This window comes from Emcibacter nanhaiensis (assembly GCF_006385175.1).
Lineage (GTDB): Bacteria > Pseudomonadota > Alphaproteobacteria > Sphingomonadales > Emcibacteraceae > Emcibacter > Emcibacter nanhaiensis.
In genome coordinates this window covers 23,301-38,581 of the sequence record NZ_VFIY01000003.1, presented here as the reverse complement: position 1 = coordinate 38,581, position 15,281 = coordinate 23,301, and the positions used below count along the sequence as shown (strand labels likewise).

The following is a 15,281-nucleotide window of genomic DNA, read 5'->3' as shown; positions in this document are numbered from 1 at the left end:
GCTCAAGCGGCGGGTTTCAGTTCGGCGAAGCCGCAGCCGGTAATCCAGGTCGGGATCGGCTCATAGGCGATGGTCTCGGCCGTGGTGCCGGCCGGCAGGGCGCCCATGGCGCAGAGCCAGTTCTTGATCTCCAGCGCGCCGTTGCCGGCGCTCTCCAGGATCACCTCGTCCGGCAGGGCGATCAGGCCGTCAATGTCGCCCGCTTCCACCATCGCCAGCACCTTGCGGTCAAACTCCTCATTGACAAAACCCATGCCCGGACTGCCGACCCAGTGGCTGATGCCGCCGGTGCCGAACACCACAACCCGCTCGACGCCGTCCCAGCTCTCGACCGCCCGGCCGATGCTCTGGCCGATCTCAAAGGCCCGGCGGCTCCGGATCAGCGGCGCCACCACACAGTTCAGGTAAACCGGGATCGCCTTGACGCCCAGCCGTTTCAGCGACATGTGATAGGGAATGGCCACCGAATGGTCCACATCAAGCGACTTGGCAAAGGCCCAGTCGACACCTTCCCGATACCCCGTCTCCAGGATATGCTGCGCCAGTTCCTCGTTGTTGGGGATCGCATCGCCGGTCAGGCCCAGGGTCTGGGCATGGGCGGAAACCCCCACATCGCCGGTCGCAATCAGGCAGTTGGGGATGCAGCGCGGACCGAAATTCTCATAGTGATCGTCGCCGACGATAATCACCGTATCCGCCTCAAGCTCTTCAACCCGTTTGGAAATATGCGCAAAGGCCTTGTCCGAAGCCTCTTTCTGCCAGGGTTCTTCACCATAGCCGCCCGTCGGGATCGACGGCACATGCGGCATCAGGAAACCACCTACCAACTCTGCCATTGTCTCTCTCTTTCTCTTGTTGCCTGCCCTATCCGGTTATCTGCCCGGCCCGCGGCTTAAGCCGCCGGCGCGTTGACGATGTCAAAATAATCATGCAGCCGTTCCGGGCCGTAAATGGTCTGGAACGCCATCAGCACCAGAAGGCTGTTGACCCCGTGGTCAATCAGACCCATCACATCGACCGAGACCAGAAGCTCCCGCTCCTTGTCCGTCACACGGTAATCCGCCGCATAGGACGCTGCATCCGAGCGGAAGCTGTCCGCATCCCCAGGATGAAGATACAACTGCCACAAAGCCGCTTCCAACGCATTAACACTCATCACCCTCTCCGTTCAGCATAAGGATTTCGGGAAAAGACGTGACCCCGGAGCGCCGCAGACGACACTGGGCGCTCCGGGGTCCTGTCCACTGCTGTAGAAACATGTTCACCGCTGGCCGTTCCGGCCGTCAGGCCGCGATGGGCTCTTCGCCTTCCAGCTTGGTACGGTGCAGTTCGCGTCCGCAATCCAGCGGATAAGGCATGGCGCGATGCAGGGTGCCGGTGTTGTCCCACATCACCAAGTCGCCGACGGACCATTCGTGACTGTAATGGAACGGCTCGCTGGTTGCCCATTCACGCAGCCTGTTGAGCAACAGCGCACTTTCCTTGTGCTCCATGCCGACGACATGACGGGCGGTACAGCCCAGCACCAGCGATTTGCGACCGGATTTATGGGTCCAGACCAGGGGCAGTTCAATCTCGCCCACGGACATGAATCGTTCAAGCTTTTCCTGGTCCGGTTCCGGCTCGTAATAGTAAAGTGTATTCCAGGCAGAATGGATTACCGTAAGACCCTCGAGCTTTGCCTTGTCCTCGTCGGAAAGTTCGTCATAGGCGGCATAGGTATTACAGAATTCCGTATTACCACCGCTCGGCGGCAGCACCTTGGAGCTCAGCAGGGACGCCAGGATCGGCTTGGGCTGCATGGTGCCGTCAAAATGCCAGTAGAAGGACCCTTTCAGATATTCCACGCCTGCAGATTTCTCGGGATCCAGAGAGATCGGGAAAACCTCTTCCCCACTGCGTTCCCTGGCAACGTCACCAAGGGTCCGGGTAAAAGCCAGTTGCTCTTCATCGGTGAAATTGATTTTCGGAAAAACCAGCACACCGCGCTGTTCGAGTAATTCGCGAATTCCCGCAGCCAGCTCGCCACTGAGCAGCTCTTCCTTGCTGTTGAGAATTTCTGAAGCAATTTTCGGTTTGATGTCCCTGGTCTCAAGGGTCGTCGTCATATCTCTATACTCCCAAGTCTGAAATCCGGAGCATTATCCGGCACCGATTCAATTTTGTCAATATTAATGAATAATCTCGATAATTTATTCTGATAAAAATATTCACCCTTTTTCAGAACCTGCCGCTATCCATGCCAAACCGGCGGATTATACCCCCGAGGCCCACCAAATTTATCGCGTTTTGAGACCGGGTCGGAGCCATCGTCCTCCTTGACCCCCAGTTCCCGGCCCAGTTCGGTGGCGATCCACACTTTTGCATTCCTCTCCATCCGGTCGGGCGCTTTCTGGAGGGCGTCGATGACACGGCCGATAAACCGGGGCGATTCGACTTCTGCGGCCCGCTCGCCCCAGACCTCCGGCTGGCTATCGATCAGCTTCTGCACCTGTTCGGTCCCGACCAAACCCATCCACAGAGAGACGGCGCAAACATTATGGGGCTGGAAATCGATGCCCATATCCACCGACATTTTGTCAATTGCCGCCTTGCAGGCGCCATAGGCCGGCCCGTGCAGGTAACAGCCGCCGGCATAACCGGACGGATTGACCAGCAGCCCGGCCTGGCTTTTCAGCAACAGGGGGGCACCATAGTAGCTTGAGATATAAGTGGAGCGAACCCCTACACCCATCATCTTGATCAGGTCGAGCGAGCGCTTCCAGAATGGTCCGTCGGCGCCGATATCCGATGAGACATGGGCGGCATTGTTGACAAGGATATCCAGGTATCCGTGATACTCCTCAATCTGGCTGAACAAGGCCCGGACCTGCTTATCATCGCTGTGATCACAGACCACGGGGATGCCTATGCCGCCCGCCTCTTTAATCAGTTTGGCAGTGTGCTGGATGGTCCCTGGCGCCGGCTCCCTGCTCATGCTGGCCGTGCGACCGGTGACATATACGGTCGCCCCTGTTGCCCCCAGGGCAAGAGCAATGCCTTTGCCCACGCCACGGCTCGCGCCGGTGACAACAACGACGCGTTCCCGCTCCTGATGCTCGTGTCCGGCGGTCTGCATTCAGCCCTTTATCGGCACATATCGCGCGGTTTCGGGGGTGACATAGCTGACATCCCATTCCGGCTCATGCTCCTTGAGCCAGTCCGGCATGTCGTGAATGAAGGTAAAGGCGGCAAAGGCGGCGCCCCATACCCGCGGACGCCAGTTGCCATCAACCTGGTCGCAGTCGGCGCCATACTCCACTTCGCCTCCGGCCGGCGACGGCATATAGAGGAACAGTTCGGAACTGACCCGGTGGCGGCCAAAGCCCCAGCCGTTGTCGCCGTAACCCTTGCGGGTCATATAGTTCTTGCCGGCCATGATCTCGTCCAGGTCCTCGACCCCGAAGTTGACATGGTGGAACCGGAACTTGCCGTCAAAGCCGAACAGCACCTGGTCCGCATCGGCCAGCATGATGTTATGGTGGTTGGTGGAGCGGCCGGCGCGGATATAGATGCCGACCCCCTTCTGGATGTCGCTCATCCTGAAGCCGAGCCGCTGGCTGTAAAAGTCAAAGGCCTCATTCACATCGAGGAAAGTCCACACACAGTGGCTGATGGTTTTCGGGATCGCCCGGCTCAGCCATTTGCGCGGCACATTCATGCGGTTGATGATCCCCGGCGCATTGGTCGGCGCCGGACAGCAGGTATAGGGCAGCGGCTGGAACACCCTGAGGCCGATCGCCTGGCCGAACGAGGTGACAAAATGGGCCGTGCCGGTCTCGTCGATGGTCACCTCGTGGTCCCGGGACAGGTCGGCCACCAGGCCGTCCAGGTCCTGCTGGCGCGGCACCGCCCAGATACATTCCTGGACCCCCGGCCCCATCAGCTCGCTTTTCGGCACCCGGTCATCGCCCAGCGGGTAGACCCGGATCTGCTGGCCGCTGATCACGCTGAACAGCGCATGATCGCTGCCGCTCTCCAGCCTGCTGAGCCCGTAGTCCTCGAAAAACTCAACGCAGGTGTCAAAATCCTCAACGCCGTAAATAATTTCTGCTATCCCGGTAATCGGCACGGTAGATCTCCCTTGTTTCAAAGTTGCTCTGAACCCTGATCACACAACAAACGCCGCCAATCCCATGCCTGGCAGCCTCCTTCTATATTTTGAATAGACTAGGGGAAGATAAAAAGACTTGTAAAATCGTTCTTACTTATCGGACATATACGGAACAGTTATGCGTCGGTGCCGGCGTTGCTGACCGGCCTGTACCGCCGCATGCCATTGTCCGGGCCCAGGCGCAGATTACCGAATGAGCTGGGATGTTCTCACCGATTACCTGCACCTGGTTACGGACGACGTACAAAGACTTGTCCAACGACTCCCTGCCGTCATGTCTCTGACAGCAGCAATTCGTTGCCTCAAACCGCTAAAGCAGCGGGTTTGTAATCTCGCCACCAAGAGCACAAAGACCCCAGATGGAATAATTCATGTCACCGGCGAACAGAATGTGACTGCCGCCCGCATGAGCGTCGCGGAAAATCCGCTGGATGGGATAGTTGTCATAAATGCCGTTGGCGCCGGCAAGGGTATGCAGCATGTCCACGGCCTCGGTACAGAGCTGAACGCCATAGGAGACATTCCGCTTGGAACGCAGCTTCCGCTCCTGGTCCGGCACTTCACCCCGGTTAGCCAGCTCCTGGCCCTCAATCATATCACCGCGAATAAGCTGCCTTGCGGCATCGATTCTCGCGCCGGCGGCCCCGATACGCATCTGGATCGCCTGAATATCACGCAATTTGGCACCTGAGGTTACAGCACTGCGCTGCTTGATGGACTCGGTGGTCAGCTCCAGCGCCGCCTGCGCATTGCCAACCACTGCAGAAGAAATCACATGGCCGGACAGCATGGAAAGCGCCACCTTGTAACACGGGCCCGGGTTTGAAGCCACACCGGGGAAATTGTCTCCGCCGACCAAGGCGTTCATGCTGATGACCATATGCTCAGGCACAAAGATATCCTTCGCCTCCACTGTCATACTGCCGGTGGAGCGCATGCCCAGCACCTGCCAGTCATCAATAACCTCATACTGTGACTCGGGGATCACGATCAGGATATAGTCCAGCACCTTGTCGCCGTCGCGCACCGTTGCCGCCAGCATGTTCCAGGTGGAGACATGCACCCCGCTCGAGAAATTCCAGCGGCCGCTGACCTGGTAACCACCGTCAACCGGGGTCGCCTGCCCCTGGGCCGGGATCACACCGGAAGCGATACCCGCGTCCGGATCCTGGCCCCAGACTTCCTGCTGCGCTTTATCGTCCCAGAGTGCCAGCATCCAGTGGTGGATCAACAGGTTGGATGCCGTCCAGGCCGTGGATGCACAACCGCGACCAAGTTCGTAGCAGATATCGAATACGGAGACGAAATCCAGCTCCATCCCGCCGTAGCGCTTGGGCTGCAGGGCACGAAGCACACCGGACTCATGCAGTTCCGCCATGGTTTCCGGCAGAACGATGCGCTCTTGCTCAGCACGCGGCGCGCGTTCGCGCAGGGCGGGCACCATATCGGCAGCGCGTTTTACGGCTTCGTCGTAGCTTACATCAGCAAAGGAACGTGAACTCATTCGCTCTCTCCCCGATTAGCTGAAGTACATCTGCATTTATCGAACTGGTGTAGCTCAATCATATTGCCGCAGGGGTCGTGGACGAACACCTGCTGCAGTTCCCCTGCATTTGCGGTGTAATACTCAACCCCCATCCGGTCCAGTTCCTCTCTGGCTTCGATGACATTTTCCACGGCCAGCGCCACATGAGGCGTTGCCGGATCCTGTCCGGGCCCCTTGGCTACGGGCGACGGCAGTTCCCCTCCCATAAGATGGATTTGCCCGGAACCACCCGTGTTCATCCACCAGCCCGGGATAATATTGGGGCGACTCTTGTCATGGTTCATTCCCAGGACGTTGGTATAGAAATCAAAAACGTCATCCAGGGACTCGCCATTATCACCCACCCGCACACCGTGGTGATGAATCCCAACAATTTTGAGTGCCATTTTATTTGTTCTCCTCTGCTACACGACCGGACCCGGTTCACATAATATTGTGTTCAGCGCAACCTGTTTTCAGGCCGGTCGATCCGACATTCCTCTCTTCATTTTCCCATTCAGGGTATCGGATGGCCGGAAGCCTTGTAAAATCGATCTTAATTATCGGACCCATCAGGGCGGCTTATGCAGATTTACCAGGGGTTATTTGTCGAAAGGCCAGGGCTGAGAGGCGAGCTGACCAGAATGCTGTGCAACATAACTCTGTTTGATGAGACAAATAATTAAGATCGATTTTACAAGACTTCGTCCCTTCCTTTACTTTCGGTAGTATTCATACGTCTGATACCAGACCGACTGCCCGACTGCAGAGGCGCTTTGAAGCGCTGCTGTCAGGCGGTCTTGTTGCATATAAGGAAGGTAAAAAAGCAATGCAGGATAACAGGGTGGCGGTCTATGAGGCTCTTGCTACAGATATCAAAGAGCTTGGTGTCGAATGCGTCTTCGGACTGATGAGTGACGATACTGCCCAACTTATTGCCATGATCGATTCCGTCGGCGTACGTTTCTATGGCGCCCGCCACGAAAACAATGCAATCTCCATGGCGGAAGGCTATGCGGCAGCGACAGGACGCCTGGCCATTGTCATCATCGGGCGCGGCCCCGGCACCACCAACAGCATGAACGGCGCCAACTATGCCAACCGTACCGGTTCACCGGTTCTGATGATCTATGGCGATGCCCCCAATGTGGATAAAGCGCCCAATTCCGTGGGGCCGGACCGCAAGAGCCTGGACACCATGGCCCTGCTCCATGCGGCCGGGATCAAAACCTTCCGGGCCAATGATGCCACCACCGCGCGCCGCACCTTCGTACAGGCCGCCGCCGCCGCGCACAGCGGCGCCGTTGCCTATCTGTTGCCTTCCAACGTACAGCAGGCCCAGGTAGATCCGGTCGCCACGGCACCGGGAACCATTGAGCCGGTTCCCTATACACCCCAGCCGGCCCGCGACAGCGCCCTTAAAGTGGCCGTTTCGCTGATTGAAAAAAGCCGCAAGCCGCTGATCATCGCCGGCATCGGCGCCTATGCCGCCGGCGCGCGGGAGGAGATTATCCGCCTCGCCGACCATATCGGCGCCGCCCTGGTCACGACCATGAAGGCCAAAGACATGTTCCGCGGCCATCCCTTTAACTGCGGCATCCTCGGGTCCTTCTCCAACGTCGGCGGCCGTCGCCTGATCGAGCAGGCCGACTGCGTCATCGCCATCGGCGCCAGCCTCAACCAGCAGACAACCAGCTTCGCCACCGCCATTCCGGAGGGCCTGCCGGTCATCCATATTGACCGGTCCCGCCCCAGTATCGGGCGCTGGTTCGACGCAGATATCGGCCTGGTTGGCGATGCAAAACTCGTTTCAGAACAGTTAATTAATACCATTCCTTCACGTGACAAATCAGAAATGGAAATGCGGTGCGAGGAAAATGCCCGCTGGCTTGCCGACTTCGACATGAAAGACGACTACGAGGAAATGAGCACGCCGCGCACCATGGACGGCCGCTCCCTCGCCCTCGAGCTTGACAAGCTGTTGCCGGAGGATCGCAACCTGGTCTGGGATTCCGGCAATATGCTGGGAACCGTCCCCTATCTTTCCTGCCCCGGCCCGTCCCATTTCAAACATACCGGCGACACCGCCTCCATCGGCATGGGCTTCGGCACCGCCATGGGATTTGCCGCCGGCACTCCGGAGCGGACCACCGTTCTGCTGATGGGCGACGGCAGCTTCCTGATGAACATGGGTGAACTGGAAACGGTCGCCCGCGAATATATCCCCCTCGTTATCATTCTGATGAACGACTGTGCCTATGGCGCCGAGTTGCATTTCCTGCAGGGCCAGGGCATGCCGGTCCAGTTGTCACAATTCCCGGATATCGACTTCGCCCCGGTGGCGGAATCGTTCGGATTTGAAACGGCGACCGTGCGCACACTCGACGAACTCAGGGCTCTGGCCCCCATGCTGGAGAATCCTGACGGGCCGATTTTCCTCGATTGTAAAATCAATGCGTCCGTGGTTGCCGCTTTCATGCACGAAGGCCCGGCTCATAACGCAAAGAAATAACCTGTAGAGCTGGAGTATAAAATGACAACAACCAAAGATTTTGACGGCCGGGAACTCAGAAATGTCCTTGGGCGCTTCTACACCGGCGTGACGGTTGTAACCAGCGTTGCACGGGATGGCACGGCCTGCGGCGTGACTGCCAATAGCTTTACCTCGGTCTCGCTGGAACCGCCGCTGGTCCTGTGGAACCAGGCGCTGACCTCCCAAAGCCATCCGGTCTATTGCGAGGCGGACCGCTTTGTCATCAATATTCTTGCTGAAGACCAGGTCGACGTCTCGCAGCGCTTTGCCCGCCCCGGCGAGGACAAGTTCAATAGTATCGCCACCTCCCGGGGCCTGGGCGGCGTCCCGGTTATCGACGGCTGCTGCGCAGTACTGGAATGCCGCAAGGTTGCCACCCACGAAGGCGGCGACCATGCCATTTTCATTGGCCAGGTCGAGCATATCATCAGCAGCGACCGCAGCCCGCTGCTTTTCGGTGACGGAAAATATATGAAAGCCCTGCCCCTCGAGCCGAACGGCCAGAGGTGATACTCAGCAATAGCGGGGCTTCGCCTTTTTCTGGGATTCCCGGGCCACTTCAACGACCAGTTCGCGGAACCAGGTATGTCCCGGATCCGCATCACTACGGGAATGCCAAACCAGAAACTCCCCAATCGCCGGGATGTCAAACGGCGGTTTAATCGTCTTCACATACTTGCGCAGATGGTCGTTAATCAGCAGCGCCGGAACCACAGCAACACAGTCGGAGTTCATGACGCAGGTGATGGCCAGTTCGAAGCTGGGCACACTCAGGGTCGGCCTGGGCCGAAGGCTCTGATGGTCCAGGGTGCTTTCCACAAAACTTGAGAGGATCCGGGCCAGCCGGGTTTCGATATAGGGCAGGCTGCAGAATTCCTCGTAGGTCAGCTGTTCCGTTACCTGGTCGTTATCGATAGCGGCGATCAGGACCCACTCATCAGAAAAGGCATGGGTGTAACTGAATTCCTCGATGGACGAACTGGGATTGATCAGCTTGGTCTGCTGGAAGGTAATCGCGCAGTCAATGTTCCCGGTCTCCACCCTGGACAGGGTTTCGGAGCTGATTTCCTCCATGATGCAGGAAATGCCGGGATAGGAGTTGGCAATCTTTTCCACCAGCCCTGCCATCAACACTTCCGCCGCATAGGAAGACATGGCGATCCGGAAAGTTCTTTCGGTCACGGTTGGGTCGAATTCGGCGCCGCTGAGGATGGTGGACTCAATCTGGATCAGCAATTCCTTGACCGGCTTGACCATCGCCTGGGCCCGGGGAGTGAGCACGAATTCCCGCCCGACTTTTTCCAGGATTTCATCGCCGGTGTGCTGGCGCAACTTGGCCAGGGCGGCACTGACGGCAGGCTGGGAAACATGCACCCGTTCCGCTGCCTTGGTGACGCTTTGCTCTTCCAGCAAGGCGTCGAGAATAACAATCAGATTTAGATCAAGACCCTTGAAATGCAAACTTATATCCCCTTGCCAACACTTCGAAAACTGATAGTGGCGTCATTTATTTGTTAATCTCCGGCCCCTGCCAAATCAGGAACCGCACTCAATCTATACCATCCCGTCCGGAAGTTCCACAAAGATCGGTCCGCCACAACAATGACGGACCTGCCATCTCAGGCGTCAGGAATCTGCCGCTCCTCCACGACGGAGAGACCATAGCCTTCCAGTCCCACCATGGTGTGATGGCTGTTGGTCAGCAGCACCATATCACTGATCCCAAGGTCGGCCAGGATCTGGGCGCCGATCCCGTAGCCGCGGATCTGCATATCTTCAGATTCGGATTCAATGGCCTGCTGCAGGCTACTCTGGCTAATGGAGGTAAAAATAACGATGACACCGGACCCCTCCTTGCCGATTTCTGCCATGGCCCGCTGAAGCAGGCGCTTGCGCGGCCCCGGCTGTCCCAGCAGGTCGGTAAAAATGGAAGTCCCGTGCATCCTGACCAGGGTGGGCTGGTCCGGGCTGATTTCACCCTTTTGCAACACCGGGGTCTCGCTGCCGTCGATGGTGTTGCGATAAACACTCAGCGTCCAGTCTCCACCATAGTCGGATTGAAACGGCCGGCTGGAAACCCGTTCCACATGATGGTCATTGAGGCGCCGATAGGCAATCAGGTCCCGGATGGCGCCGATTTTCATATTATGGAACTGGGCAAAAGCCACCAGGTCATCCATCCGCGCCATGGTGCCGTCATCATTCATGATTTCACAAATCACGCCTGACGGATTGAGGCCGGCAAGCCGGGAAACATCAACGGCAGCTTCCGTGTGTCCGGCACGGACCAAAACCCCGCCCTCACGCGCCACCAGCGGGAAGACATGTCCCGGGGTGGCGATTGTTTCCGGACCGTTGGCGGCGTCAATGGCGACAGAAATGGTACGGGCCCGGTCTGCCGCCGAAATACCGGTGGTCACCCCGCTGCTGGCCTCGATCGAGACCGTGAACGCGGTCTCGAAAGACGAACTGTTTTTGCGCTCCATCGGATTGAGGCCGAGCTGGTCGGCCCGTTTTTTGGTCATCGCCAGGCAAATCAGGCCGCGCCCGTGTTTGGCCATGAAATTAATGGCATCGGGGGTCACCATTTGCCCGGGGATCACCAGGTCGCCTTCATTCTCCCGATCCTCATCATCGACAAGGATGAACATCCGGCCGTTGCGGGCCTCCTCGATAATTTCCAGAGGAGTCGATAAAAAGTCATGCGACATACGCAAGCTCCTGTTATTCGTTCAATAAGCCATGTGCCAGGAGACGAATACAATTCGACCTTGTCACGCCTGTCGCCAGGCATCTTCTGCACACTTCTGCTCTCCCCTTATTTAGCCTTTGGTCAGAGACCAGGCTCAAGCGGCGGGTTTCAGTTCGGCGAAGCCGCAGCCGGTAATCCAGGTCGGGATCGGCTCATAGGCGATGGTCTCGGCCGTGGTGCCGGCCGGCAGGGCGCCCATGGCGCAGAGCCAGTTCTTGATCTCCAGCGCGCCGTTGCCGGCGCTCTCCAGGATCACCTCGTCCGGCAGGGCGATCAGGCCGTCAATGTCGCCCGCTTCCACCATCGCCAGCACCTTGCGGTCAAACTCCTCATTGACAAAACCCATGCCCGGACTGCCGACCCAGTGGCTGATGCCGCCGGTGCCGAACACCACAACCCGCTCGACGCCGTCCCAGCTCTCGACCGCCCGGCCGATGCTCTGGCCGATCTCAAAGGCCCGGCGGCTCCGGATCAGCGGCGCCACCACACAGTTCAGGTAAACCGGGATCGCCTTGACGCCCAGCCGTTTCAGCGACATGTGATAGGGAATGGCCACCGAATGGTCCACATCAAGCGACTTGGCAAAGGCCCAGTCGACACCTTCCCGATACCCCGTCTCCAGGATATGCTGCGCCAGTTCCTCGTTGTTGGGGATCGCATCGCCGGTCAGGCCCAGGGTCTGGGCATGGGCGGAAACCCCCACATCGCCGGTCGCAATCAGGCAGTTGGGGATGCAGCGCGGACCGAAATTCTCATAGTGATCGTCGCCGACGATAATCACCGTATCCGCCTCAAGCTCTTCAACCCGTTTGGAAATATGCGCAAAGGCCTTGTCCGAAGCCTCTTTCTGCCAGGGTTCTTCACCATAGCCGCCCGTCGGGATCGACGGCACATGCGGCATCAGGAAACCACCTACCAACTCTGCCATTGTCTCTCTCTTTCTCTTGTTGCCTGCCCTATCCGGTTATCTGCCCGGCCCGCGGCTTAAGCCGCCGGCGCGTTGACGATGTCAAAATAATCATGCAGCCGTTCCGGGCCGTAAATGGTCTGGAACGCCATCAGCACCAGAAGGCTGTTGACCCCGTGGTCAATCAGACCCATCACATCGACCGAGACCAGAAGCTCCCGCTCCTTGTCCGTCACACGGTAATCCGCCGCATAGGACGCTGCATCCGAGCGGAAGCTGTCCGCATCCCCAGGATGAAGATACAACTGCCACAAAGCCGCTTCCAACGCATTAACACTCATAATAACCTCCCATTTTTTATGGTTAGGTGCACACTATTGAGTCTGCTCCAGCATCTGGGCCATCAGGGCCTGCAATGCTTCCGGTCCCTTGGCGAACAGGTTGTGCTCCTCTGTTTCCGCTGCCCATTTTGCCGGATCGATAACCACCCGGTTCAGGAACAGGGCGATTTCAGAGACCATCGGGCCGGTCATGCCCGGTTCCTCGATGAACTCGTGGATGGCATTGGCGACCATATGCAGTTCGGCCGTGACACCCAGGTCATTGAGCTTTTCATACAGGCGCAGGCTGGCCACCGGGTCGATCAGCCAGTCTTTCGTGCCGTGCAGGACAAAGGTCGGCGGGAAGCCCTCGCTGACCTGATAGTAAGGGCTGGCCGCCTTGACCACATCGTCACTGGCATCCGAGCCAAGCAGCATGGCCGCATTGAACTTGCCTTTTTCCGGCACTTCGGAAACCGTCAGTTCGCTGGCGGAGAAGAGTGACAGCACTGCCGCAACCTTGGACTCTTTGTTGAGCTCAGCCGCTGCCATCAGCGCAAGGTGCCCTCCGGCGGAGGCGCCGGCAACAACAATACGGTCCGCATCAATACCGAGGTCTGTGGCGTTATCGGCAACCCAGCGCACGGCTGTTGTCACGTCCTCGAGCTGGGCCGGCCAGGCCGCTTCGCGAACCAGGCGATATTCCACCGCAACAGCAAGGAACCCCTGGGCGGCAAACTGGCTTGCCAGCGGCGTCATCATGCCCTTTTCACCCAAAATCCAGCCCCCGCCGTGGATCAGCACCACAGCCGTTTTGGTCGGCACACTGCCGCCCTCGGGCTTGTAGAGGTCAACCTTGAGGTCACGACCGTTCACGGAGTGATAGACAACATCTTTTTCAACAGACATGCGCTTTCCTTCGTCTAATGTTGAATAACCAGCGCCGACAATCACAGGGAATGTCGACGCTGGAGTTTACAATCTGGCCCAGCGGCTTATTTAAGCAGAGGAATAACTTCCTCACCATACAGTTTCCAGGACATGGCCAGCTCTTCCAGAGACTGATGACCGGCAAAAACCACCTGGAAGTGACCTGCACCACTGCGCTCGCACTGGTCCTTGATCTGCTCGGCTACTTCCTTCGGTGAACCGCTGATAAACTCGTCGTCACCGAAAGCGTATCCGTGGGCACCATCGGAGTCCAGCGCCTTGCGGCCCGGGGCAATCACGCGCTTGTCAAAGGCGGCAACCATATCGACAAAGGCGTCTTTGTAACCCTCGGCTTTTTCACTCGGCACCGAAGTCGCATCAATGATGACCTGACGGCGCAGACCCAGCTGATCCGGGCCGGCTTCAAGGCCGGCTTCAGCAGCCGCTTCCTTGTAGTTATCAAAGACTTCCTTCACCTTGTCAGTAGAGATAAAGCCGGTGGCAATTTTGGAACCGCGTTTTGCCGCTTTGCGGGCGGACTCGACGCTGATCACAGTGGTCCATTTCGGCGGCTCGGGCTTCTGTGCGAACGGCGGAACGACCGGCAGGTTTTCAATATTCCAATATTCACCTTTGTGGTTGATCACCCCGTTTTTCAGAGCCTGGTCAATGACCTGGATGGATTCTTCGTAGCGGGCGCGACCTTCAGCCGGAGACATACCAACCATGGCCAGTTCGGCGGGAATACCGGCTGAGGTACCGATTTCCAGACGACCGCCGGTCAGGTTGTCGAGCATGGCGAACTCCTCCACCAGACGCCAGGGGGTGTGATAGGGCAGCACATTGCCCATCACGCCGAGACGGAGGCTCTTGGTCCGCTGGGCGATCGCCGGCAACAGGATGTTCGGAGACGGGCTGTAGCCGCCGCCGAAATGATGCTCACTCAACAGCAGACCATCAAATCCCAGAGCTTCGGCGCTTACCCAAAGGTCCATGTAAAAGTTCCAGTAATCCTGCTCCAGTTTCGGATCGATCTCGGCGGCACCTTCGCCTCCATGAGCATGGGGATTGGGAAAAAACTCGAAAGCCCATGACTTAACCATATTCTTGCTCCTGCTTTTAAAATATTCGTATAAATTCGGCGTATGCGATCAGGCCGCAATCGGCTCTTCGCCTGCCAGCTTGGTGCGGTGCAGTTCGCGGCCGCTGTCCATCGGATAGGGCATGGCGCGGTGAAGGGTGCCCGTATTGTCCCACATCACCATATCGCCCACTGACCATTCGTGGCTGTAGTGATAAGGCTCGCTGGTCGCCCATTCCCGCAGTCCGTTGAGGATCAGGGCGCTCTCATTGTGATCGACGCCAACAACATGGTGGGCGGTACAGCCCAGCACCAGGGATTTACGACCGGATGTATGAGTCCACACCAGCGGCAGCTCCTTCTCGCCCAGTTCAATCCACTGCTTGAGCTTTTCCTGGTTCGGCTCCGGCTCGTAGTAGAGCAGAGAGTTCCAGGTGGAATGCATAACCTTCAGGTCTTTGATCCGCTCTTTCTCTTCCTCGGGAAGATCTTCGTAGGCGGCGTAGCAGTTGGCGAATTCGGTGTTGCCTCCGCTCGGCGGCAGCACCTTGGAGCTCAACAGGGACGCCAGGATCGGCATCGGTTGAATGGTACCGTCAAAGTGCCAGTAAAAGGCGCCTTTCAGATAATCCACCCCAGAGGAAACTTTGGGATCCAGTGAAATTGGAAACACCTCTTCACCGCTACGCTCCTTGGCAACAGTCCCCAGTGTCCTGGTGAAGGCAAGCTGCTCTTCGTCGTTAAAGTTGATCTTCGGGAATACCAGCACACCGCGCTGTTCCAGCAGGTCCCTGATCTCGGCGGAAAACTCACCGCTCAGCAGCTCTTCCTTGCTGTTAAGAATCCTTGATCCGATTTTCGGCTTGATGTCTTCGGCCTTGAGAACGCCTGTCATAACCTTATCTCCCAAAATAAACTTAGAAATCTTGTGTTTGTTTCGCTTCGGCGAAACCGTTCAGGACGTCAGTGCCGGCAACTAGTTTTTTTGCTGCAACACTGACTTTGTTCCACCTGCATCCATATATTTAGTCAACCTTATCGGATGCCGGGAAACATTGTAAAATCATTATTCCTTATCGG

The 15,281-nt window shown here is 57.7% G+C and carries 16 protein-coding genes; 2 read left to right on the top strand and 14 right to left on the bottom strand.

Translation table 11 applies throughout. The annotated features are described in order from the left end of the window. Nucleotides 1-2: 2 nt before the first annotated feature. From FIV46_RS00355 to FIV46_RS00325, 7 genes are all read right to left on the bottom strand, one after another. Nucleotides 3-836, bottom strand: a complete 834-nt coding sequence (locus FIV46_RS00355) for a DODA-type extradiol aromatic ring-opening family dioxygenase (protein WP_139937809.1) — start codon at nucleotides 834-836, stop codon at nucleotides 3-5. 56 nt (nucleotides 837-892) lie between these two features. Then, on the bottom strand, nucleotides 893-1,156 hold the full coding sequence (locus FIV46_RS00350) for a hypothetical protein (protein ID WP_139937808.1): 264 nt from the start codon (nucleotides 1,154-1,156) through the stop codon (nucleotides 893-895). Nucleotides 1,157-1,283: 127 nt separating this feature from the next. Further along, nucleotides 1,284-2,108, bottom strand: a complete 825-nt coding sequence (locus tag FIV46_RS00345) for a TauD/TfdA dioxygenase family protein (protein ID WP_139937817.1) — start codon at nucleotides 2,106-2,108, stop codon at nucleotides 1,284-1,286. A 125-nt stretch (nucleotides 2,109-2,233) separates the two neighbouring features. Further along, nucleotides 2,234-3,118, bottom strand: coding sequence for an SDR family NAD(P)-dependent oxidoreductase (locus tag FIV46_RS00340; RefSeq protein WP_139937816.1), 885 nt, complete (start codon nucleotides 3,116-3,118; stop codon nucleotides 2,234-2,236). After that, nucleotides 3,119-4,132, bottom strand: a complete 1,014-nt coding sequence (locus tag FIV46_RS00335) for a VOC family protein (protein ID WP_219845807.1) — start codon at nucleotides 4,130-4,132, stop codon at nucleotides 3,119-3,121. It lies immediately after the preceding gene. A 331-nt stretch (nucleotides 4,133-4,463) separates the two neighbouring features. Then, nucleotides 4,464-5,657, bottom strand: a complete 1,194-nt coding sequence (locus tag FIV46_RS00330) for an acyl-CoA dehydrogenase family protein (RefSeq protein WP_139937815.1) — start codon at nucleotides 5,655-5,657, stop codon at nucleotides 4,464-4,466. Continuing rightward, on the bottom strand, nucleotides 5,654-6,085 hold the full coding sequence (locus FIV46_RS00325) for a VOC family protein (protein ID WP_139937814.1): 432 nt from the start codon (nucleotides 6,083-6,085) through the stop codon (nucleotides 5,654-5,656). The genes FIV46_RS00330 and FIV46_RS00325 overlap by 4 nt, the downstream gene beginning before the upstream one ends. A gap of 422 nt (nucleotides 6,086-6,507) precedes the next feature. Here FIV46_RS00325 and FIV46_RS00320 point away from each other — a divergent pair, with 422 nt between their 5' ends. Both FIV46_RS00320 and FIV46_RS00315 read left to right on the top strand, forming a co-directional pair. Further along, nucleotides 6,508-8,190: a thiamine pyrophosphate-binding protein gene (locus FIV46_RS00320; protein ID WP_139937813.1), complete on the top strand. Its 1,683-nt coding sequence runs from the start codon at nucleotides 6,508-6,510 to the stop codon at nucleotides 8,188-8,190. A gap of 21 nt (nucleotides 8,191-8,211) precedes the next feature. Continuing rightward, nucleotides 8,212-8,721 (top strand): flavin reductase family protein, encoded by a 510-nt coding sequence (locus FIV46_RS00315; protein ID WP_139937812.1) that lies wholly within the window; start codon nucleotides 8,212-8,214, stop codon nucleotides 8,719-8,721. Nucleotides 8,722-8,724: 3 nt separating this feature from the next. Here FIV46_RS00315 and FIV46_RS00310 read toward each other — a convergent pair whose 3' ends face one another. The 7 genes from FIV46_RS00310 to FIV46_RS00280 form a co-directional block, all read right to left on the bottom strand. Beyond that, nucleotides 8,725-9,672 (bottom strand): LysR family transcriptional regulator, encoded by a 948-nt coding sequence (locus FIV46_RS00310; protein ID WP_139937811.1) that lies wholly within the window; start codon nucleotides 9,670-9,672, stop codon nucleotides 8,725-8,727. Between the two features lie 158 nt (nucleotides 9,673-9,830). Beyond that, on the bottom strand, nucleotides 9,831-10,922 hold the full coding sequence (ribB, locus tag FIV46_RS00305) for a 3,4-dihydroxy-2-butanone-4-phosphate synthase (RefSeq protein WP_139937810.1): 1,092 nt from the start codon (nucleotides 10,920-10,922) through the stop codon (nucleotides 9,831-9,833). 135 nt (nucleotides 10,923-11,057) lie between these two features. Further along, complete coding sequence (locus FIV46_RS00300) at nucleotides 11,058-11,891, bottom strand: DODA-type extradiol aromatic ring-opening family dioxygenase (protein WP_139937809.1); 834 nt, start codon at nucleotides 11,889-11,891, stop codon at nucleotides 11,058-11,060. A gap of 56 nt (nucleotides 11,892-11,947) precedes the next feature. After that, nucleotides 11,948-12,211: a hypothetical protein gene (locus FIV46_RS00295; RefSeq protein WP_139937808.1), complete on the bottom strand. Its 264-nt coding sequence runs from the start codon at nucleotides 12,209-12,211 to the stop codon at nucleotides 11,948-11,950. Nucleotides 12,212-12,244: 33 nt separating this feature from the next. Then, on the bottom strand, nucleotides 12,245-13,099 hold the full coding sequence (locus FIV46_RS00290) for an alpha/beta hydrolase (protein WP_139937807.1): 855 nt from the start codon (nucleotides 13,097-13,099) through the stop codon (nucleotides 12,245-12,247). Nucleotides 13,100-13,185: 86 nt separating this feature from the next. Beyond that, nucleotides 13,186-14,223, bottom strand: a complete 1,038-nt coding sequence (locus FIV46_RS00285) for an LLM class flavin-dependent oxidoreductase (RefSeq protein ID WP_139937806.1) — start codon at nucleotides 14,221-14,223, stop codon at nucleotides 13,186-13,188. 48 nt (nucleotides 14,224-14,271) lie between these two features. Continuing rightward, nucleotides 14,272-15,096, bottom strand: coding sequence for a TauD/TfdA dioxygenase family protein (locus FIV46_RS00280; protein ID WP_139937805.1), 825 nt, complete (start codon nucleotides 15,094-15,096; stop codon nucleotides 14,272-14,274). Between the last annotated feature and the right edge of the window lie 185 nt (nucleotides 15,097-15,281).

Excerpts from the sequence above, each read along its gene's own strand:
- FIV46_RS00355 (WP_139937809.1), bottom strand. The coding sequence starts at position 836 with ATGGCAGAGTTGGTAGGTGGTTTCCTGATGCCGCATGTGCCGTCGATC.
- FIV46_RS00350 (WP_139937808.1), bottom strand. The coding sequence starts at position 1,156 with ATGAGTGTTAATGCGTTGGAAGCGGCTTTGTGGCAGTTGTATCTTCAT.
- FIV46_RS00345 (WP_139937817.1), bottom strand. The coding sequence starts at position 2,108 with ATGACGACGACCCTTGAGACCAGGGACATCAAACCGAAAATTGCTTCA.
- FIV46_RS00340 (WP_139937816.1), bottom strand. The coding sequence starts at position 3,118 with ATGCAGACCGCCGGACACGAGCATCAGGAGCGGGAACGCGTCGTTGTT.
- FIV46_RS00330 (WP_139937815.1), bottom strand. The coding sequence starts at position 5,657 with ATGAGTTCACGTTCCTTTGCTGATGTAAGCTACGACGAAGCCGTAAAA.
- FIV46_RS00325 (WP_139937814.1), bottom strand. The coding sequence starts at position 6,085 with ATGGCACTCAAAATTGTTGGGATTCATCACCACGGTGTGCGGGTGGGT.
- FIV46_RS00320 (WP_139937813.1), top strand. The coding sequence starts at position 6,508 with ATGCAGGATAACAGGGTGGCGGTCTATGAGGCTCTTGCTACAGATATC.
- FIV46_RS00315 (WP_139937812.1), top strand. The coding sequence starts at position 8,212 with ATGACAACAACCAAAGATTTTGACGGCCGGGAACTCAGAAATGTCCTT.
- ribB (WP_139937810.1), bottom strand. The coding sequence starts at position 10,922 with ATGTCGCATGACTTTTTATCGACTCCTCTGGAAATTATCGAGGAGGCC.
- FIV46_RS00300 (WP_139937809.1), bottom strand. The coding sequence starts at position 11,891 with ATGGCAGAGTTGGTAGGTGGTTTCCTGATGCCGCATGTGCCGTCGATC.
- FIV46_RS00295 (WP_139937808.1), bottom strand. The coding sequence starts at position 12,211 with ATGAGTGTTAATGCGTTGGAAGCGGCTTTGTGGCAGTTGTATCTTCAT.
- FIV46_RS00290 (WP_139937807.1), bottom strand. The coding sequence starts at position 13,099 with ATGTCTGTTGAAAAAGATGTTGTCTATCACTCCGTGAACGGTCGTGAC.
- FIV46_RS00285 (WP_139937806.1), bottom strand. The coding sequence starts at position 14,223 with ATGGTTAAGTCATGGGCTTTCGAGTTTTTTCCCAATCCCCATGCTCAT.
- FIV46_RS00280 (WP_139937805.1), bottom strand. The coding sequence starts at position 15,096 with ATGACAGGCGTTCTCAAGGCCGAAGACATCAAGCCGAAAATCGGATCA.